We start from the raw sequence: 15,445 nt of genomic DNA, 5'->3' as shown, positions 1-15,445 counted from the left end.
ACAAGCGTAGCAAAACGCCGTTTGTTCTCAGCGAAAATAATTAAACCTTTGTCCTGATAGTCGTATTTCTGTCATGCGCCAAACATTTGATTACACAGCACTCACATCACAATTACATATCCCCAACATGAGTGGGGTCACAATCATTCATTTCGTTGATCGCAGTGTGCATTTGTGCACATTAAGATTGTGCAGTTCGTTCCAATTACACTTATAAATTTATGCGCTCAACTATCACTTTTAAGCTCTTGCTCGCGTTAATTGCCGTCTTCAGCTGTGTTCTGGCTGCCTCTACGGCTTATCAATACCATCAACAAAAAACCTTAATCAATGATGTTCTCAGTGAACAGCTTCATGATAAGGCTAGTAATTATTTCGATAGCCTAAACATGATGATGCTAACAGGCACCATGTCGCAAAAAGAAACCTTGCGAAAAAAAGCACTCGCTCAAGAAGGGATTGAAGAAGTTCGCGTGTTGCGGGCCGATACCGTCACCAAGCTTTACGGACCAGGACAAGCAAACCAACAACCGGTCGATGATATTGATCAACGAGCTTTAAATGGCGAACTGGTCATTGAGCCAATTTCAGCCGATTGGGGGAACGGACTGGTTGTCGCGCTACCAATGAAATCAAGCGAAAATTATCGTGGCACCAACTGCGTTTCTTGCCATGTAGCACCAGAAGGCGAAGTATTGGGCGCGATTCGTTTGGAATACAACATGAACCACGTCAATTCAATGATCAATAAACAGGCAATGTTTGCGATGGGAATAATGGCCGTTATCGCGTTTGTTGGTTTTATTATAACGATGAGTTTGATTCGTAAGATCATTGTTCGCCCAATACAAAAAACGTCGCAATTCATGGCGAATGTGAGCAATAGTAAAGATCTATCTCAACGACTTGTTCATCACCAAAAAGATGAGGTAGGCCAACTTTCTATCGCGATTAATTCGTTTATGGACACGGTATCTGAGAGTTTAGAGCGTGTACAAGACACCTCCCACTCTCTTGCCAATTCAGCCAGTCAGTTAACGGATGTTGCACAATCAACAGACAAAGCGGCCAATAATCAACAATTGGAAACCAGTGACGTACAAAGCAACATCACCGACATGTTGCAACAACAAACCGCCGTTGAAGACTCAACCAATAACGCCACAGCTCTAGTCAACCACACCGTTGATGTTGCTACTCACAGCGCAAGCCAAGCACACAGCGTGAGCGAAGACATCAAACACTTGGTGAGCAATATTGACGGCGTACGGGAAAAAATCAGTTCGTTAAACCAAAGAACCGAGGAAGTGTCGTCCATTCTTGGGGTCATTAAAGGCATTGCAGAACAAACCAACCTGCTCGCGTTGAATGCTGCAATTGAAGCCGCCCGAGCCGGAGAGCAAGGACGCGGTTTTGCCGTCGTCGCAGAGGAAGTGCGTAACCTAGCTTCTCGGACCGCCGAAGCCACGGGCAACATTGAGCATATCATTTCTCAATTCCAGCAAGGGAGTGAAGAGTCCTTAGCCTCTGTGGATACTGTCTGCCAGTTTGCTCACCAACGTTCAGTCGATGTCGAGACACTTTCAGTCACGATGCATAACGTTGTCGATGAAATGCATCAAGTTCTGAAACATGCGGAAAACATTCAAAGCCAGACGCAAACCACATCCGACGTCAGTCAGCGTATTCAATCCAAAATTGATGTGATCACGCTGCATGCTGACGACACATCGCAATCAGCATCGCACACGCGTGATATTAGTGTTGATTTAGAGCATCTATCCGAACGTTTAGAGCAATTACTTAACCAATTCACACTTTCAGAGCATCAAAGAGTGAATAAATAGAGAGATTCTCCCCATCAAAATGAATATAAAGGTTGATGCGAGCGAATTGACAGGTAATATGTCTCGTTGAATCTGTAAAATGCTACCCAACTCAGCACTTAGCTTGTTTTTTGAACAAAAATGTTATTAGACAAGTACTTTAATAAGTGTTGGGTTGAATTTTTACCTCAATGGAGAATATTGAAAACATGACTTACGCGCCTGTATCAGACGTATTGAAAGGTCAGCTAGCAGTAGACAGCGAAGTGACTGTTCGTGGCTGGATCCGTTCACGTCGTGATTCCAAAGCTGGAATCTCTTTCCTTGCCATATATGACGGCTCTTGTTTCGACCCGATTCAGGCCGTGGTCCCAAATAATCTTAATAATTACGAAGACGAAGTACTAAAGCTAACGACTGGCTGCTCTGTTGAAGTAACTGGTAAGATTGTTGAATCTCCTGCAAAGGGCCAAGACTTCGAACTTGCTGCCACTGGTGTTAAAGTGGTTGGTTGGGTTGAAGACGCAGAAACTTACCCGATGGCAAAAACTCGTCACTCTATCGAATACCTACGTGAAGTAGCGCACCTACGTCCGCGCACAAACGTAATCGGTGCGGTAGCACGTGTCCGTAACTGCCTATCTCAAGCGATCCACCGCTTCTACCACGAGCAAGGTTACTTCTGGGTATCTGCGCCGTTGATCACTGCCTCAGATGCTGAAGGTGCTGGTGAAATGTTCCGCGTTTCTACGCTAGACATGGAAAACCTACCTCGTACAGACGCTGGCAAAGTAGACTACAACGAAGACTTCTTCGGTAAAGAAACTTTCCTTACGGTATCTGGTCAGCTAAACGCGGAAGCTTACGCTTGTGCACTAAGTAAGGTTTACACTTTCGGCCCTACTTTCCGTGCTGAAAACTCAAACACAAGCCGCCACCTAGCAGAGTTCTGGATGGTTGAGCCTGAAGTTGCGTTTGCAGAACTGGACGACGTTGCGAAACTGGCTGAAGACATGCTTAAGTACGTATTCAAAGCAGTACTTGAAGAGCGTCGCGATGACCTTGAGTTCTTTGCTCAGCGCATCGACAAAGAAGCCGTTAGCCGTCTAGAGAACTTTGTTTCTTCTGACTTCGCACAAGTTGACTACACTGACGCGATCCAAATCCTGCTGGATTCTGGCCGTGAGTTCGAATTCCCAGTTGAGTGGGGTATCGATATGTCATCTGAGCACGAGCGTTTCCTAGCGGAAGAGCACTTCAAAGCGCCGGTAATCGTTAAGAACTACCCGAAAGACATCAAAGCATTCTACATGCGTATGAACGATGATGGTAAGACGGTAGCGGCAATGGACGTTCTAGCACCTGGCATCGGTGAAATCATCGGTGGTTCTCAGCGTGAAGAGCGTCTAGACGTACTGGATGCACGTATGCGCGAAATGGGTATCGACCCTGAGCACATGAGCTGGTACCGCGACTTGCGTCGTTACGGCACAGTGCCACACGCAGGCTTTGGTCTAGGCTTTGAGCGTCTAGTATCTTACGTAACAGGCATGGGCAACGTTCGTGACGTGATTCCATTCCCACGTACGCCTCGCTCTGCGAACTTCTAATCACTTTTTAGTGAGACAGAATTGGAAAAGACCTCCCTAGTGGAGGTCTTTTATTTTGTGCTCAACCGTCAATACCATCTCCTAAGTAACTCAAGCTTGAGTTAGTCTTCTTCCTTATCTCTGTCCGCTTTTTCAGCATACTTTACGCCCACAATACATAAGCCAAACATTACGAAAGGGATCACGGCCGCGGTGTACTCTGTCCATGCCATATGAGAGAAAGACTTCGCCAAAATGAGATGCGCAAATACCAGTAAAAACGCACTAAAAATAGCAACGGCGATTAACCTTAACTCATGTTTAACCAACTGCTTTTTCATCTTAAATCCTGCTTAATCGTCCAAGGTCTGTCGACCTGAATAATGATTGAAGCATAATTTTCAAAAATGGCGCTGATACAGTTGGAGCAAAAAAACACTAAGCAGTTTAATGAGTTTCAATTCTGAGTAATTCGCGAAGCAAATCACCTAACCTTTTGATAGCACGTTCCAAACTCGTTTCTAAAGGAAGCGATGTATTCAGTCTTAAATAGTTTTCGTATTGATCACTTATCGAAAAGAGTTTGCCATAAGCGACGGTAACCTGCTCAGACAATAGTGCCTGATATACCGCTTTACTTGATATTCCATCTGGCAATTTCAGCCAAAGAAAGTAACCACCATCAGGACGTTGATAGGTAACCTCTTTAGGTAGGTGCTTTACAAGTAAATCCACGAAGTCAGCTTGACGTTGTTGCAGTGTCTTACGCAGCTTTCTCAGGTGGTTGTCGTAACTGTCGTTTTGTAAGTAATGTGCAACCCCCTGCTGAATAGGGGCACTCCCAGATAATGTCGATATTAACTGGAGCTTTTGAATAGTCTCGTTAAAACGCTTATTCACCACCCAACCCAAGCGGTATCCGGGGCATAAACTCTTAGAAAAAGAACCACAATGAAGGACACGCTCTTGCTCATCAAAGCTCTTTAATGAGTTCGGCCTTTTGTCAGAAAAATACAGCTCAGAGTACACATCGTCTTCGATGAGATACACATCATATCGATTGGCGAACTCAACAATGTATCGTTTGTGTTCATCAGACAAAGAAGCCCCGGTTGGATTATGAAAGTTCGTCATTAACCAACAAGCCCGAACATCTTCATTGGCAAAAGCTGCTTCGATTTGTTCAAGCGAATGCCCACTCTCATCATCGACACTGATTTCTATAGCCTTGAGCCCCAACCGTTCTACCGCTTGAAGTGCGCCATAAAACGTTGGGGCTTCGACAACGACGGTATCACCTGGTCGGGTGACCGCTTGCAAACTCAAGTTCAATGCTTCTAGCGCACCGGAAGTAATAACCACATCATCATGGGTTAGTGATATCCCATGATGAATATACCTCTGAGCGACGAGTCGCCTTAACGACTCAGCACCAGGAGGTAGGTTGTCTAGCAACTTATCCGGCCCCATTTTTCGTCCCGAGCTGGCCAAATTACGGTTAAGCGACTCTAAAGGAAACAAACACGGATCCGGAAACGCCGAGCCTAAATGAACAATATCCGATGTTGCTTGGTGCTTCAAAAACGAATACAACTCATCATTCAACTTAGTGCATGGCGTATTGTTGCTTTTAATTCCATTCGTATTGGTGAGACGTTCAAGCTCGGCAGTCACATAGTAACCAGATTGAGGCTTTGCTATCACCCAGCCTTGCGCCTCTAGCAATTGATAGGCTTGTAATACCGTACCTGCACTTACGGAATGATTGCGGCTGGTGACGCGTATTGAAGGCAGCTTCTCCCCTGCTCTCCAAGTATCTTGCTGAATTTGTGCCTTAAACAATTCGGCCAATTGACGGTATCGATTCATGTATCCCTCGTTTCACTTGCAGCCGCACCATAGCATACTTCGCGCCAGCATTCTGATATGGCAGTAGTCAATTTAGCAACGTAATTTATCAAGCTTGTTAATAGCAATTTCGACGACGAAGTGAGAATTTATGTTCCATACTTTTACTGATACGTCCGAGTGGTCTTAAATCTTTGCCTTGTCCGAAAAGCAAGGCATTCCACGGAGCTGAGAGTGTTAAATCCACTTAGACATCTATCTTTTAAGCCGGGAGGAAGCGATGAAAGTATTTACAATGGACGATCTCTCTTATCGCGGGAAACATAAAGGTGTACATAGCTGGGACCATCCTGGCGGCACAACCCCTTATTACTGGCATCCTGATTGGTTGCATATCGCTGAAGATGCTTTGGGTGAACACAAAAAGGCTGACCTTGAAGTCCCTGACGGAGAAGCAGCGACAGAAGAGCATGCAAAAGCGGCGATTCTCAAACACTTGAATGACGAGTAGTTTAGGCTCTATCACCGTTCAAGAATAGCGTTAGGCAGACGAATCCATCGTCGTATGCTTTAAACGCAGATAAAGCCAAAACCTGCCAAATAGTAAATTCTTCTGAATGAGAAGTACGCATCGTCTGTAGCTATCGAATGACAAAATAAGTCGATAGTTATCACATTAATTTTCATTACATCTGTTACATTTAGATAGTAATGGTGATGCACACCTCAACTCATGGATTATGAGAGAAAACAATAATGGCGAAATACAACGAAGAAGACATTAAATACAAAGGTGAATCCAACGGCGTACATTCTTGGAGTTCACCTTCCGGCCAACCTTATTATTGGCACCCAGATTGGCTACACGTAGCGGAAGATGCGACGGGCACACACCCGAAACAAAAGCTTGAAGTCGAAAAAGCGGAAGTCCCAACAGAGAAGCACGCGTTAAAAGCAATCTTAAAGCATATGAACGACTGGGCGACTGAGAAGCTTTCTTCTAATCCAGACATCGAAACCAATGCGGTTGAGTCTGAAATCGATCTGAAGAAATAACATCAATCGGCCTCTATACTTCTTACAAGCAAACGCTCCACCTTTAGTGGGGCGTTTTTGTCTCAACTAGTAACCGCCACTCCACGTAAATCACTAACGCAAAGCACTGAAGTCAAACGATTGGTACGTGAACAAAACTTCATCAACCATGGTATAAATCCCCTTCAAACTCTGTGCCTACCAAACGTTTTCATGGCAAAAACTTTAGTTATGTTAGAATTCTGTTTCAAATCGCAACTTTTTTAGGTTTTCTTTTCAGTAACGGTTGTAACCAATATTGCTGAAAGGTATAAATGTTAGCACACCCCTTCGATTAACATGGATGAAGATTATGTTTGAAAAAGTAGTTGCCGCTCCGGCTGACCCTATTCTTGGCCTTACTGAAGAGTTTAAAAAAGATGCTCGCGCAGACAAAATTAACCTTGGCGTAGGTATTTACAAAAACGAGCAAGGCGAAACCCCCGTTCTTGCAACAGTAAAGAAAGCTGAAGCAGCACTTGTTGAAACTGAAAAAACCAAATCTTACCTAACTATCGAAGGCACAGCTGAGTACGGCATTGCAGTACAAAAACTGCTTTTCGGCTCTGATGCAGAAATTGTAAACGAAAAACGCGCTAAAACAGCTCAAGCTCCAGGTGGTACTGGTGCATTACGTGTTGCTGGTGAGTTCATTAAACGCCAACTTGGCGATGTAAAAATCTGGATCAGCAACCCTACTTGGGCAAACCACAACGGCGTATTTACTGCCGCTGGTATCGAAACGGCACAATACAGCTACTACAACGCAGAAACAAAAGATAAAGACTTCGATGCAATGCTAAACGATCTGCAATCTGCATCTGAAGGTGACATCGTGCTTCTACACGGCTGCTGCCACAACCCTACAGGTATCGACCCAACTGCTGAAGAATGGGAAACATTGGCGAAACTAGTCGCAGAGAAGAAATTGCTTCCTCTATTTGACTTCGCATACCAAGGCTTTGCTAAAGGCGTGGAAGAGGATGCGGCGGGTCTTCGTACTTTTGCTAAGTACAACAAAGAAATCCTAGTCGCGAGCTCGTTCTCGAAAAACTTTGGCCTTTACAACGAACGCGTTGGTGCCTTCACGTTAGTAGCGGAATCAGAAGAAGTCGCAACAACCGCATTTTCGCAAGTTAAAGCCATTATTCGCTCTATCTACTCTAACCCACCTGCGCACGGCAGCGCGGTCGTGACTCACATTCTTGGCAACGCCGAAATGCGTGCGGAATGGGAAGCTGAAGTAGCAGAAATGCGTGACCGTATCCAAGAGATGCGTGAACTATTTGTAGCGACACTAAAATCAGAAGGTGTGGACGCAGACTTTAGCTTCATCGAACGTCAAAATGGTATGTTCTCTTTCTCTGGCCTATCTAAAGAGCAAGTAAACCGTCTGAAAGAAGAGTTCGGTATTTACATCGTCGGTTCAGGCCGAATCAGTGTTGCTGGTATGACGAAGTCAAATATGGGCCCTCTGTGTAAAGGCATTGCAGCGGTTTTATAATCGATAGTCGCATACTTTATTAAAAGAAAAGGTCAGCATAAGCTGACCTTTTTGTTTTTATTTATTGCCAATAAATGAACCGGTCCGCTAGTAGACAAACTTCAAACTCAGCCCCACTTCATTGACATAATCAGAGCTTTCACCGCTGTAATCGGTATCTCTAAACTGATAAAAAAGACCGGTACCAATAACATCATGCCACTGGTAGTTAAAACCTATCTTAAAATTGTTCTCATCGACGATATCACTGCGGTTAACTTCCACCTCGGCCGTCGCAATAAGTTGTTCACTGAATAAGTAATTCACCCCAACGGTGACGGCTTGAAGCAATTCGCTATCTGAAGATAACGTATTATCCGTTTTGTCGTCCGTCGCTTTCGCTTTGATTGCACCTATTCCATATTTACCGTAGATATCGAATTGATCCGTAATCCCATAACGATAACCACCACCAAACAACAAACGGTCAATGCGAAGAGTAAAGTCGTCCGGATGGAAAAACTGCGCCGAGTAATCGACATTAAACAACCAGTTCTCAGTAAATAAGTAATTACCACCGAGCCCAATTGTGGTCGCGTTCGAATTATCTAACCACTCTTCATTTGTGGTTCCGGCACCCACATCCAGGTGAATGTGTTCATACCCAAATTTTTCTGCTTGGTCCATGACCGCCGCGCTAGTTACTGCTGGCAAAGCAGCTAAAGACGCAAGCAATAAACTTCTCACCATTCGACTTCCTTTCATGAGAATTATTTAAACACCGCCCCCAAATCATCTTGAGTGGCTTAGTTCAACAAAAATAACTTAGTTTACAGACGCAGTAACGATTTGAAATCTGCTATGCCTCTAAATCAAGCATTGGCCCAAATATATCGACCACGTCCGCTCACCTTTTAAGTGACTATATAGTAGTAGAAATGCCGATTCCTTATCGTGCGATATGTCAGAATCTTATGACTGAGCACGAAAATCAAGGTTCAGATAAGACTCTGTTTTAAAACTAAGTTAAGATTACTTTATTATTTGCGAACTAAAAGGCACCTTCGATGGATGCAGAACTTCTCGAGATTTATAACTTTCTCGCCAAGTACCCCCCGTTCAATGAACTCCCTGAAGAAACACTAAACAAGGTGACAGAGAGTGTCGAGATCTCGTACTACCGAGAAGATACCCCAATTATCCATTTTGGAGACTATATCCAAGATCTCTACGTGGTGCGAAGCGGGGTCGTAGAAGTTTATCGACGCAAAGGAGAGCTTTATAACCGTCTTGATGAAGGTGACCTATTTGGCCAGATGGGAATGCTAACCAACAACAAAGTACGCTTTCCGGTAAAAGCCATTGAAGATACTCTGCTCTACTGTATTCCTGGTGACGTTTTCCAAGAGATATACGACAACTTTGATTCCTTTGCGGACTTTGTCGAAGTGGAAAATAGTGCTCGTTTACGCCAAGCCATTTCAGAAAACAAAGATGCCAATGACCTGACGACATCGAAAGTGAAAACCTTGCTGACTGGCGATGCTCATACGATTGATCGAGGACAGACAATCCAGCAAGCCGCGCAGCAGATGGCGAATGACAACGTATCTGCTCTGCTTATCGTCGATCCAGATTTCGTTCGTGACGAAGATGACCCACAGTCTCCGGTACTTGGTATTATTACTGACCGTGACTTGTGTACCCGTGTGTTAGCCGAAGGCTTGTCTCCACAGGACGATGTATCAAGTGTGATGACCACTGAAGTCATGTCTCTTGATCACAATGCCTACATCTATGAAGCAATGTTAACCATGCTGCGTTACAACGTGCACCATCTGCCTGTGGTTAAAAACCAATTACCTATTGGTATTATCGAAACAACCGACATTGTTCGTTATGAATCACAAAACTCGCTCTTATTGGTGAGCAGCATTTTCCAACAACAGACCATCGAAGATTTGGCAGTTGTTGCTGAAGAAGTAAAAAGCAGCTTTGTACGCCTGGTCAACGAAGATGCCAACTCACACATGGTGGGCAGTGCGATGTCCGTGATTGGTCGAAGCTTCAAACAGCGTCTGTTAGAAATGGCTGAAGAAGAGCTTGGCCCACCACCAATTCCTTATTGTTTCCTTGCACTTGGCTCAATGGGACGTGATGAGCAACTGTTGGTGACTGACCAAGATAACGCCATCATTCTAGATGAGACCTACCAAGAAGAGAAACATGGTAAGTACTTCGAAGCTTTAGCGAAATACGTCAGTGATGGATTAGATGCCTGTGGCTACAAGTATTGTACGGGCGATATTATGGCAACCAACCCATTATGGCGCATGACTCGTTCAGAGTGGGAAGAGTGCTTCGCTGACTGGATTGATAACCCGAACCCGAAAGCGCTACTCAACGCATCCATCTTTTTCGATTTGGATGGCGTTTACGGTCGCTTAAAATGGGCAGAACAATTAACCAGCTTTATTGTTCGTCGTGCGCGTAAAAACAATCGCTTCTTAGCCTGTCTGGCTCGCAACGCACTTAACCGAACGCCGCCACTTGGCTTCTTTAAAGACTTTGTGATGGAGAAAGATGGCAGACACAACAACTCCATCAACCTCAAACGTCGCGGTACGGCTCCTCTGGTCGACTTAATTCGTGTTCACTCTCTGGCGGTTGGTTCACGTGCACAGAACTCGTTTGAGCGTCTCGACGACATCATTGATGCTGGCATTTTGCCAAAAGGTCGTGCACAAGACTTAAAAGACGCACTAGAGTTTATTTCCATGGTGCGTATTCGTCACCAAGCGACGGACGTGGAATTAGGCATTGACCCAGATAACAATATCGAACCAGAAAATCTCTCTGAATTTGAACGTCGCAACCTAAAAGATGCTTTCCAAATCCTAAGCAATGGGCAGAACTTCCTTAAGTTCCGCTACCAAGCGAATAAGAGCTTTAAGTGAGGTTGAACATGATCAAAAAGCTCTTTCAGAAGCCAACCATTCAGTGGCCAACGAAATTTGAACAAAAGTTGGAGATGGCTAAAGATGAGAATTTAATTGCGTTTTATAGCAATAAACCACCTGCACCAGAGACCCCGCTGTCTGAGGTGGAGTTCGTCGCGCTAGATTTCGAAACGACGGGGTTGAATCCCGAGAAACATGACATCATTACCATTGGTTTAGTGCCGTTTAACTTGAAGCGGATTTTTTTGCGCAATTCGCGTCATTGGAAAGTTCGCCCGCAGCGAGCACTCGATGAAGACTCGGTAATCATACATGGTATTACTCACAGTGAATTGATCGATGCACCTGACTTGGGCGACATCTTAAGCGAGCTACTACCATGCTTAAGCGGAAAAATCATTGTTGTGCATTATCGTCGTATCGAGAGAGAATTTCTGGATAAAGCACTCAAAAGCCGTTTAGGGGAAGGAATTGAGTTTCCAGTGATAGATACGCTGCATCTTGAAGAAACCATTCAACAGAAACGCTCTGGCTCACTCTGGGAGCGTTTAAAAGGGAAAAAGCCAGAATCGGTTCGGCTAGCGCAATCTCGACGCCGTTATGGTCTGCCAGACTATACCCCTCACCACGCATTAACCGATGCAATTGCTACGGCAGAACTGCTACAAGCGCAAATCGCCCATCATTATAGCGACGAGCAACCGATCAGTGAGTTCTGGCTATAACGTCTTTCTAGCTTAATAAGCGATCAAAAAAGGAGCCAAATGGCTCCTTTTTATTTAGGTCGGTATCCGATTACAGCTTAAAGCGTTGAATCTCTTGCTCTAATTCGTGTGAAAGCTCAGATAGGTGGGCAGCTTGTTCTGCTGCTTGATGAGCTTCTACCGACAGCTCGTTAGAAACGTCACGAATGCCTTCAGTATTACGCGTGATCTCGGTTGTTACCGATGCTTGCTCTTCTGCCGCCGATGCAATCTGCGTTGCCATGTCACTGATGCGCTCAACAGCAGTATGGATTTGCGTCAAGCTCGCTGCAGCCGCGTTTGCATCATCAACACTGGTGTCAGCCAGACGACGGCTATCACCCATGATGCCAACCGCTTTCGCTGTTGTGCCCTGTAGCATCTCGATAGTTTCTTGAATCTCTTGCGTTGAAGCATGAGTGCGTTGGCTCAATACGCGAACTTCATCCGCAACCACAGCAAAGCCACGACCTTGTTCACCTGCACGTGCCGCTTCAATTGCCGCGTTAAGTGCAAGTAGATTAGTTTGCTCAGCAATACCTTGAATCGTTGATAGAATCGTATTGATGCTATTTCCGTGTGCTTCTAGCTCTTGAATCACATCAGTGGCAACTTGAACTTCTTGCGCCAAGTTCTGGATAGAACCTTGCGTCTGAGTCACTTGGCTAGAACCGTGTGAACAAGCTTGAACCGCTTCCTCTGAGTTACTTGCCGTGCTATCTGCATTACCTGCAATTTCTTGTGTCGCTGCAGCCATTTCGTTCACAGCCGTCGCAACCATGTTGATTTCATCTTGCTGGTAAGAGATACGCTGACTACGCTCTTCAGCTTGCTGTGCCGTCGTGCGTGCTTGCTCTGAAAGCGCAGATGATACGTGGCTAAGCTTGGTCACCATCGTGTGCATGTTGCCAACAAAGCGGTTGAAGTTTTCAGCCAGTTTACCGACTTCATCATCACTGCGTGGTTCTAGTCGTTGCGTTAAGTCACCTTCACCAGATGCAATTTCCTCAAGTGCATTTGATACGCGGCTCAAGTCACGGAACAAGAAACCAACCAACCAAGATACCGCAAGAATAACCACAATGGTGATCATCACTGCAGTGATCAATAGGTCACGTAGCAATACCGCATGCCCTGCTTCTTCCGTTGCGCGATCCATTTCAATCGCGAACATCCAATGCGTGCCAGGTACTTTATTAAAGTAGTAAAGCTTCTCTTTGCCTTTGATTACCGTATCTTCGATACGACCTTCATCTGCAGCGCGCTCGATTGCCTCTTCTGAAAAGTCTTTTAGAACACTGGTGATAGGCTTAAGCGTTAAGCTTTTATCAGGATGCGCTAGGAACGTACCTTCGTTCATATCGATTAACATCGCATGCGCGTTTTCACCTGCATCTAGGTTAATCACGTCGCTGATGAGCTGATCGATCAGTACATCTGCACCAACAACACCAACAAACTGACCATTTTTCATTACTGGCTCAGCAATGGTTACAAGCAGCGCATTAGTGATTGCATCTTGATATGCAGCTGTGATGATCTGCTTACCTGCGGCGTTAGCATCTTTGTACCAAGGACGAGTACGAGGGTCGTAATCAGCACGGTTACGCTCAGGGTGAGAGCGATACATATCACCGTTTGGTGTACCAAGGAAGATGTCATCAAAGCCACCAGCCTTGCGAGCTTGTTGTAGGAAAGGGACAACGTCTTGCTCTGTCGAGTAGTCGTTGAATGCGGTAGCAATATCTTTACGGATATTGACCCAATCAGAAATTCCTTCTGACGCAGTAGTACTTAGACTTTGCGCACGTGAATAGACACCTGAACGAGTCTGATCAAATAATTGACCAGCCGACAACCAAGTAAGTGCTGTTGCCATCACAACAACAGCAGAAAGGCTTGCGCCAATAAGCTTTTGTTTTAATGATAATTTCATATTTATAGTTTTTGAGTTGGGAGAACAGTTAAGGTGTGTGAATATTACACACTTTTTCACGACTATTCACTAATTTTTAAAAAACAAAATAGCACATTAACTCTTTGTAAAATATGAACTTTCATGTGTCATTTTTTTGTCTCACCGTCATAAAAACCGCACAAAAAAAGCCAGCAAAATGCTGGCCTTTTGATTACTTGTTACTCAGACAGATTTATAAAATGCCTGAGTTATTGACGTTCTGTTCTCATACCCATCAATAAGCTCACACACATTGCAAGCAGAATGAAGGTAAACGGTAGTGCTGTAGAAATTGCACCTGCCTGAAGCGCTTGAACTGCTTCTGAGCCACCAATCCACAGTAGAGCAACCGCAATTGCACCTTCCATAAATGCCCAGAAAACACGTTGAAGTACAGGAGCGTCGACTTTACCGCCCGCTGTGATGCTGTCGATAACAAGTGAACCAGAGTCAGAAGACGTGATGAAGAACACAAGTACCAACACAACAGCAATGATTGAAAGCATGCTACCAAATGGAAGAACATCGAACATTTGGAACATAGCAAGTGAAACGTCAGTCAAACCATTCGTGCCCAACTCACCTACTTTATCAACAACTTGCTCGATCGCTAGACCACCAAATACTGACATCCAAACAACAGTAACAGCGGTTGGAACCAATAGAACGGCTGTAATGAATTCGCGAACGGTACGACCGCGAGAAACACGCGCAATGAACATACCTACGAATGGTGACCATGAAATCCACCAAGCCCAGTAGAATACTGTCCAGCCTTGGAACCATGCCTCATCTGTACGGCCAAACGGGTTACTTAGCGGAATAATATTCTCTACGTATGCCATAAGTGTGGTTGGAATCGAGCCTAGACTCGCCGCCCAACCGATAAGACCAACAAGAATCAGTAGCAAGAACGCCACAACCATGTTGATGTTACTAATGACTTTAACGCCACCATCAATACCACGTACGACTGAAACAACAGCAAGCAAAGTTACAACGGTAATGACGACGATTTGTAGGCCCAGGCCTGGCTCAACACCAAATACGTGATGAATACCACTTGCCGCTTGTTGTGCACCTAAGCCCAGTGACGTTGCAAGACCAAACAAGGTCGCAAGAACGGCCAAGATATCCACGATATGACCAGCCCAGCCCCACGCGCGATCACCCAGAAGCGGGTAGAAGATCGAGCGCATAGAAAGCGGTAAACCTTTGTTGTAGGCAAAGAATGCTAAAGAAAGTGCTACAACACCGTAAATTGCCCATGGGTGAAGACCCCAGTGGAACATCGTCGCACCCAGTGCCAATCTCGCTGCTTCTGGTGTGTTTGCTTCAACACCGAGTGGCGTTTCATACCAACCAGTGAAGTAAGCGACAGGTTCTGCGACACTCCAGAACATTAAACCGATACCCATACCAGCCGCAAATAGCATTGCAAGCCATGACATGAACGAGTAATCGGCAACAGCGTCTTTACCACCTAGGCGGATTTTACCCATTGGCGAAACGATAAGTGCCAAACAGAAAATAACGAAAATATTACCTGCAATAATGAACAACCAATCGAATGAACCAATGATCTTCCATTTCAGCCCATCAAGTGCCGTCTTTGCGGTATGTGCATCTAGAACTAATGCAGCGACAAGAAACAGCGCAATTAAACCTGCACTAATACCAAAAACTGGGTTATGAACATCAAAACCCCATTTTTGAACGTTGTCTTGACCTACCGTATAGTCGGTACTATCGATACTGTACTTATCTATACCCTTTGTCATCGTTCCTCTCTATTTTTGTACTGTTTTTACGTACCAAACAAAAAAATCTTTCGAACACGATACGTTTTACATTCCGTGAAGGCGCAAGATCCTATCATTTGACACGTTTTTGTCTATCTTTTTGCTATGAAAAAATCCAATAACTTACTTTTCACTCAGCAATTTCCGCCTTTAAAAGGATAAA

General features: G+C 44.8%; 12 protein-coding genes. 7 read left to right on the top strand and 5 right to left on the bottom strand.

Going from position 1 to position 15,445, the window contains the following annotated elements; genetic code table 11:
• The first annotated feature begins 221 nt into the window (after positions 1-221).
• Both ACWYVB_RS20225 and asnS read left to right on the top strand, forming a co-directional pair.
• A complete protein-coding gene (locus ACWYVB_RS20225; protein WP_199804003.1) occupies positions 222-1,847 on the top strand; it encodes a methyl-accepting chemotaxis protein in 1,626 nt (541 codons plus the stop codon).
• Between the two features lie 188 nt (positions 1,848-2,035).
• Entirely contained in the window at positions 2,036-3,436 is a 1,401-nt protein-coding gene (asnS, locus tag ACWYVB_RS20220; protein WP_046876186.1) for an asparagine--tRNA ligase, read from the top strand.
• Between the two features lie 101 nt (positions 3,437-3,537).
• On the opposite strand, the gene ACWYVB_RS20215 is transcribed toward asnS, so the two are convergent.
• Positions 3,538-3,756, bottom strand: coding sequence for a hypothetical protein (locus ACWYVB_RS20215; RefSeq protein WP_012841649.1), 219 nt, complete (start codon positions 3,754-3,756; stop codon positions 3,538-3,540).
• 106 nt (positions 3,757-3,862) lie between these two features.
• Entirely contained in the window at positions 3,863-5,284 is a 1,422-nt protein-coding gene (locus ACWYVB_RS20210) for an aminotransferase-like domain-containing protein (protein WP_395189560.1), read from the bottom strand.
• A gap of 259 nt (positions 5,285-5,543) precedes the next feature.
• Between ACWYVB_RS20210 and ACWYVB_RS20205 the strand changes: the two genes are divergently transcribed.
• The 3 genes from ACWYVB_RS20205 (at position 5,544) to ACWYVB_RS20195 (ending at position 7,841) form a co-directional block, all read left to right on the top strand.
• Positions 5,544-5,774 carry a hypothetical protein gene (locus ACWYVB_RS20205; RefSeq protein WP_005396877.1) on the top strand — a complete coding sequence of 77 codons (231 nt, stop codon included), beginning with the start codon at positions 5,544-5,546 and terminating at the stop codon, positions 5,772-5,774.
• 245 nt (positions 5,775-6,019) lie between these two features.
• A complete protein-coding gene (locus ACWYVB_RS20200) occupies positions 6,020-6,319 on the top strand; it encodes a hypothetical protein (protein ID WP_005396873.1) in 300 nt (99 codons plus the stop codon).
• Between the two features lie 331 nt (positions 6,320-6,650).
• Complete coding sequence (locus ACWYVB_RS20195) at positions 6,651-7,841, top strand: amino acid aminotransferase (protein WP_150919038.1); 1,191 nt, start codon at positions 6,651-6,653, stop codon at positions 7,839-7,841.
• 87 nt (positions 7,842-7,928) lie between these two features.
• Here the strand turns inward: ACWYVB_RS20195 and ACWYVB_RS20190 are convergent, their stop codons facing one another.
• Positions 7,929-8,570 carry an outer membrane beta-barrel protein gene (locus ACWYVB_RS20190; RefSeq protein ID WP_005396869.1) on the bottom strand — a complete coding sequence of 214 codons (642 nt, stop codon included), beginning with the start codon at positions 8,568-8,570 and terminating at the stop codon, positions 7,929-7,931.
• Between the two features lie 317 nt (positions 8,571-8,887).
• Between ACWYVB_RS20190 and ACWYVB_RS20185 the strand changes: the two genes are divergently transcribed.
• Together ACWYVB_RS20185 and ACWYVB_RS20180 are read left to right on the top strand one after the other, a co-directional pair.
• Entirely contained in the window at positions 8,888-10,777 is a 1,890-nt protein-coding gene (locus ACWYVB_RS20185; protein ID WP_005396868.1) for a DUF294 nucleotidyltransferase-like domain-containing protein, read from the top strand.
• Positions 10,778-10,785: 8 nt separating this feature from the next.
• Entirely contained in the window at positions 10,786-11,505 is a 720-nt protein-coding gene (locus ACWYVB_RS20180; protein ID WP_084742328.1) for a 3'-5' exonuclease, read from the top strand.
• A gap of 70 nt (positions 11,506-11,575) precedes the next feature.
• On the opposite strand, the gene ACWYVB_RS20175 is transcribed toward ACWYVB_RS20180, so the two are convergent.
• Positions 11,576-13,459 (bottom strand): methyl-accepting chemotaxis protein, encoded by a 1,884-nt coding sequence (locus ACWYVB_RS20175; protein ID WP_012841645.1) that lies wholly within the window; start codon positions 13,457-13,459, stop codon positions 11,576-11,578.
• Positions 13,460-13,689: 230 nt separating this feature from the next.
• Complete coding sequence (locus ACWYVB_RS20170; protein ID WP_005394723.1) at positions 13,690-15,261, bottom strand: BCCT family transporter; 1,572 nt, start codon at positions 15,259-15,261, stop codon at positions 13,690-13,692.
• Positions 15,262-15,445 lie beyond the last annotated feature (184 nt).

This window comes from Vibrio sp. JZG10 (assembly GCF_054064075.1).
This window is presented reverse-complemented; position numbering and strand designations above follow the sequence as displayed.

Coding starts and splice junctions, on each gene's coding strand:
- ACWYVB_RS20225 (WP_199804003.1), top strand. CDS start 222: ATGCGCTCAACTATCACTTTTAAGCTCTTGCTCGCGTTAATTGCCGTC.
- asnS (WP_046876186.1), top strand. CDS start 2,036: ATGACTTACGCGCCTGTATCAGACGTATTGAAAGGTCAGCTAGCAGTA.
- ACWYVB_RS20215 (WP_012841649.1), bottom strand. CDS start 3,756: ATGAAAAAGCAGTTGGTTAAACATGAGTTAAGGTTAATCGCCGTTGCT.
- ACWYVB_RS20210 (WP_395189560.1), bottom strand. CDS start 5,284: ATGAATCGATACCGTCAATTGGCCGAATTGTTTAAGGCACAAATTCAG.
- ACWYVB_RS20205 (WP_005396877.1), top strand. CDS start 5,544: ATGAAAGTATTTACAATGGACGATCTCTCTTATCGCGGGAAACATAAA.
- ACWYVB_RS20200 (WP_005396873.1), top strand. CDS start 6,020: ATGGCGAAATACAACGAAGAAGACATTAAATACAAAGGTGAATCCAAC.
- ACWYVB_RS20195 (WP_150919038.1), top strand. CDS start 6,651: ATGTTTGAAAAAGTAGTTGCCGCTCCGGCTGACCCTATTCTTGGCCTT.
- ACWYVB_RS20190 (WP_005396869.1), bottom strand. CDS start 8,570: ATGGTGAGAAGTTTATTGCTTGCGTCTTTAGCTGCTTTGCCAGCAGTA.
- ACWYVB_RS20185 (WP_005396868.1), top strand. CDS start 8,888: ATGGATGCAGAACTTCTCGAGATTTATAACTTTCTCGCCAAGTACCCC.
- ACWYVB_RS20180 (WP_084742328.1), top strand. CDS start 10,786: ATGATCAAAAAGCTCTTTCAGAAGCCAACCATTCAGTGGCCAACGAAA.
- ACWYVB_RS20175 (WP_012841645.1), bottom strand. CDS start 13,459: ATGAAATTATCATTAAAACAAAAGCTTATTGGCGCAAGCCTTTCTGCT.
- ACWYVB_RS20170 (WP_005394723.1), bottom strand. CDS start 15,261: ATGACAAAGGGTATAGATAAGTACAGTATCGATAGTACCGACTATACG.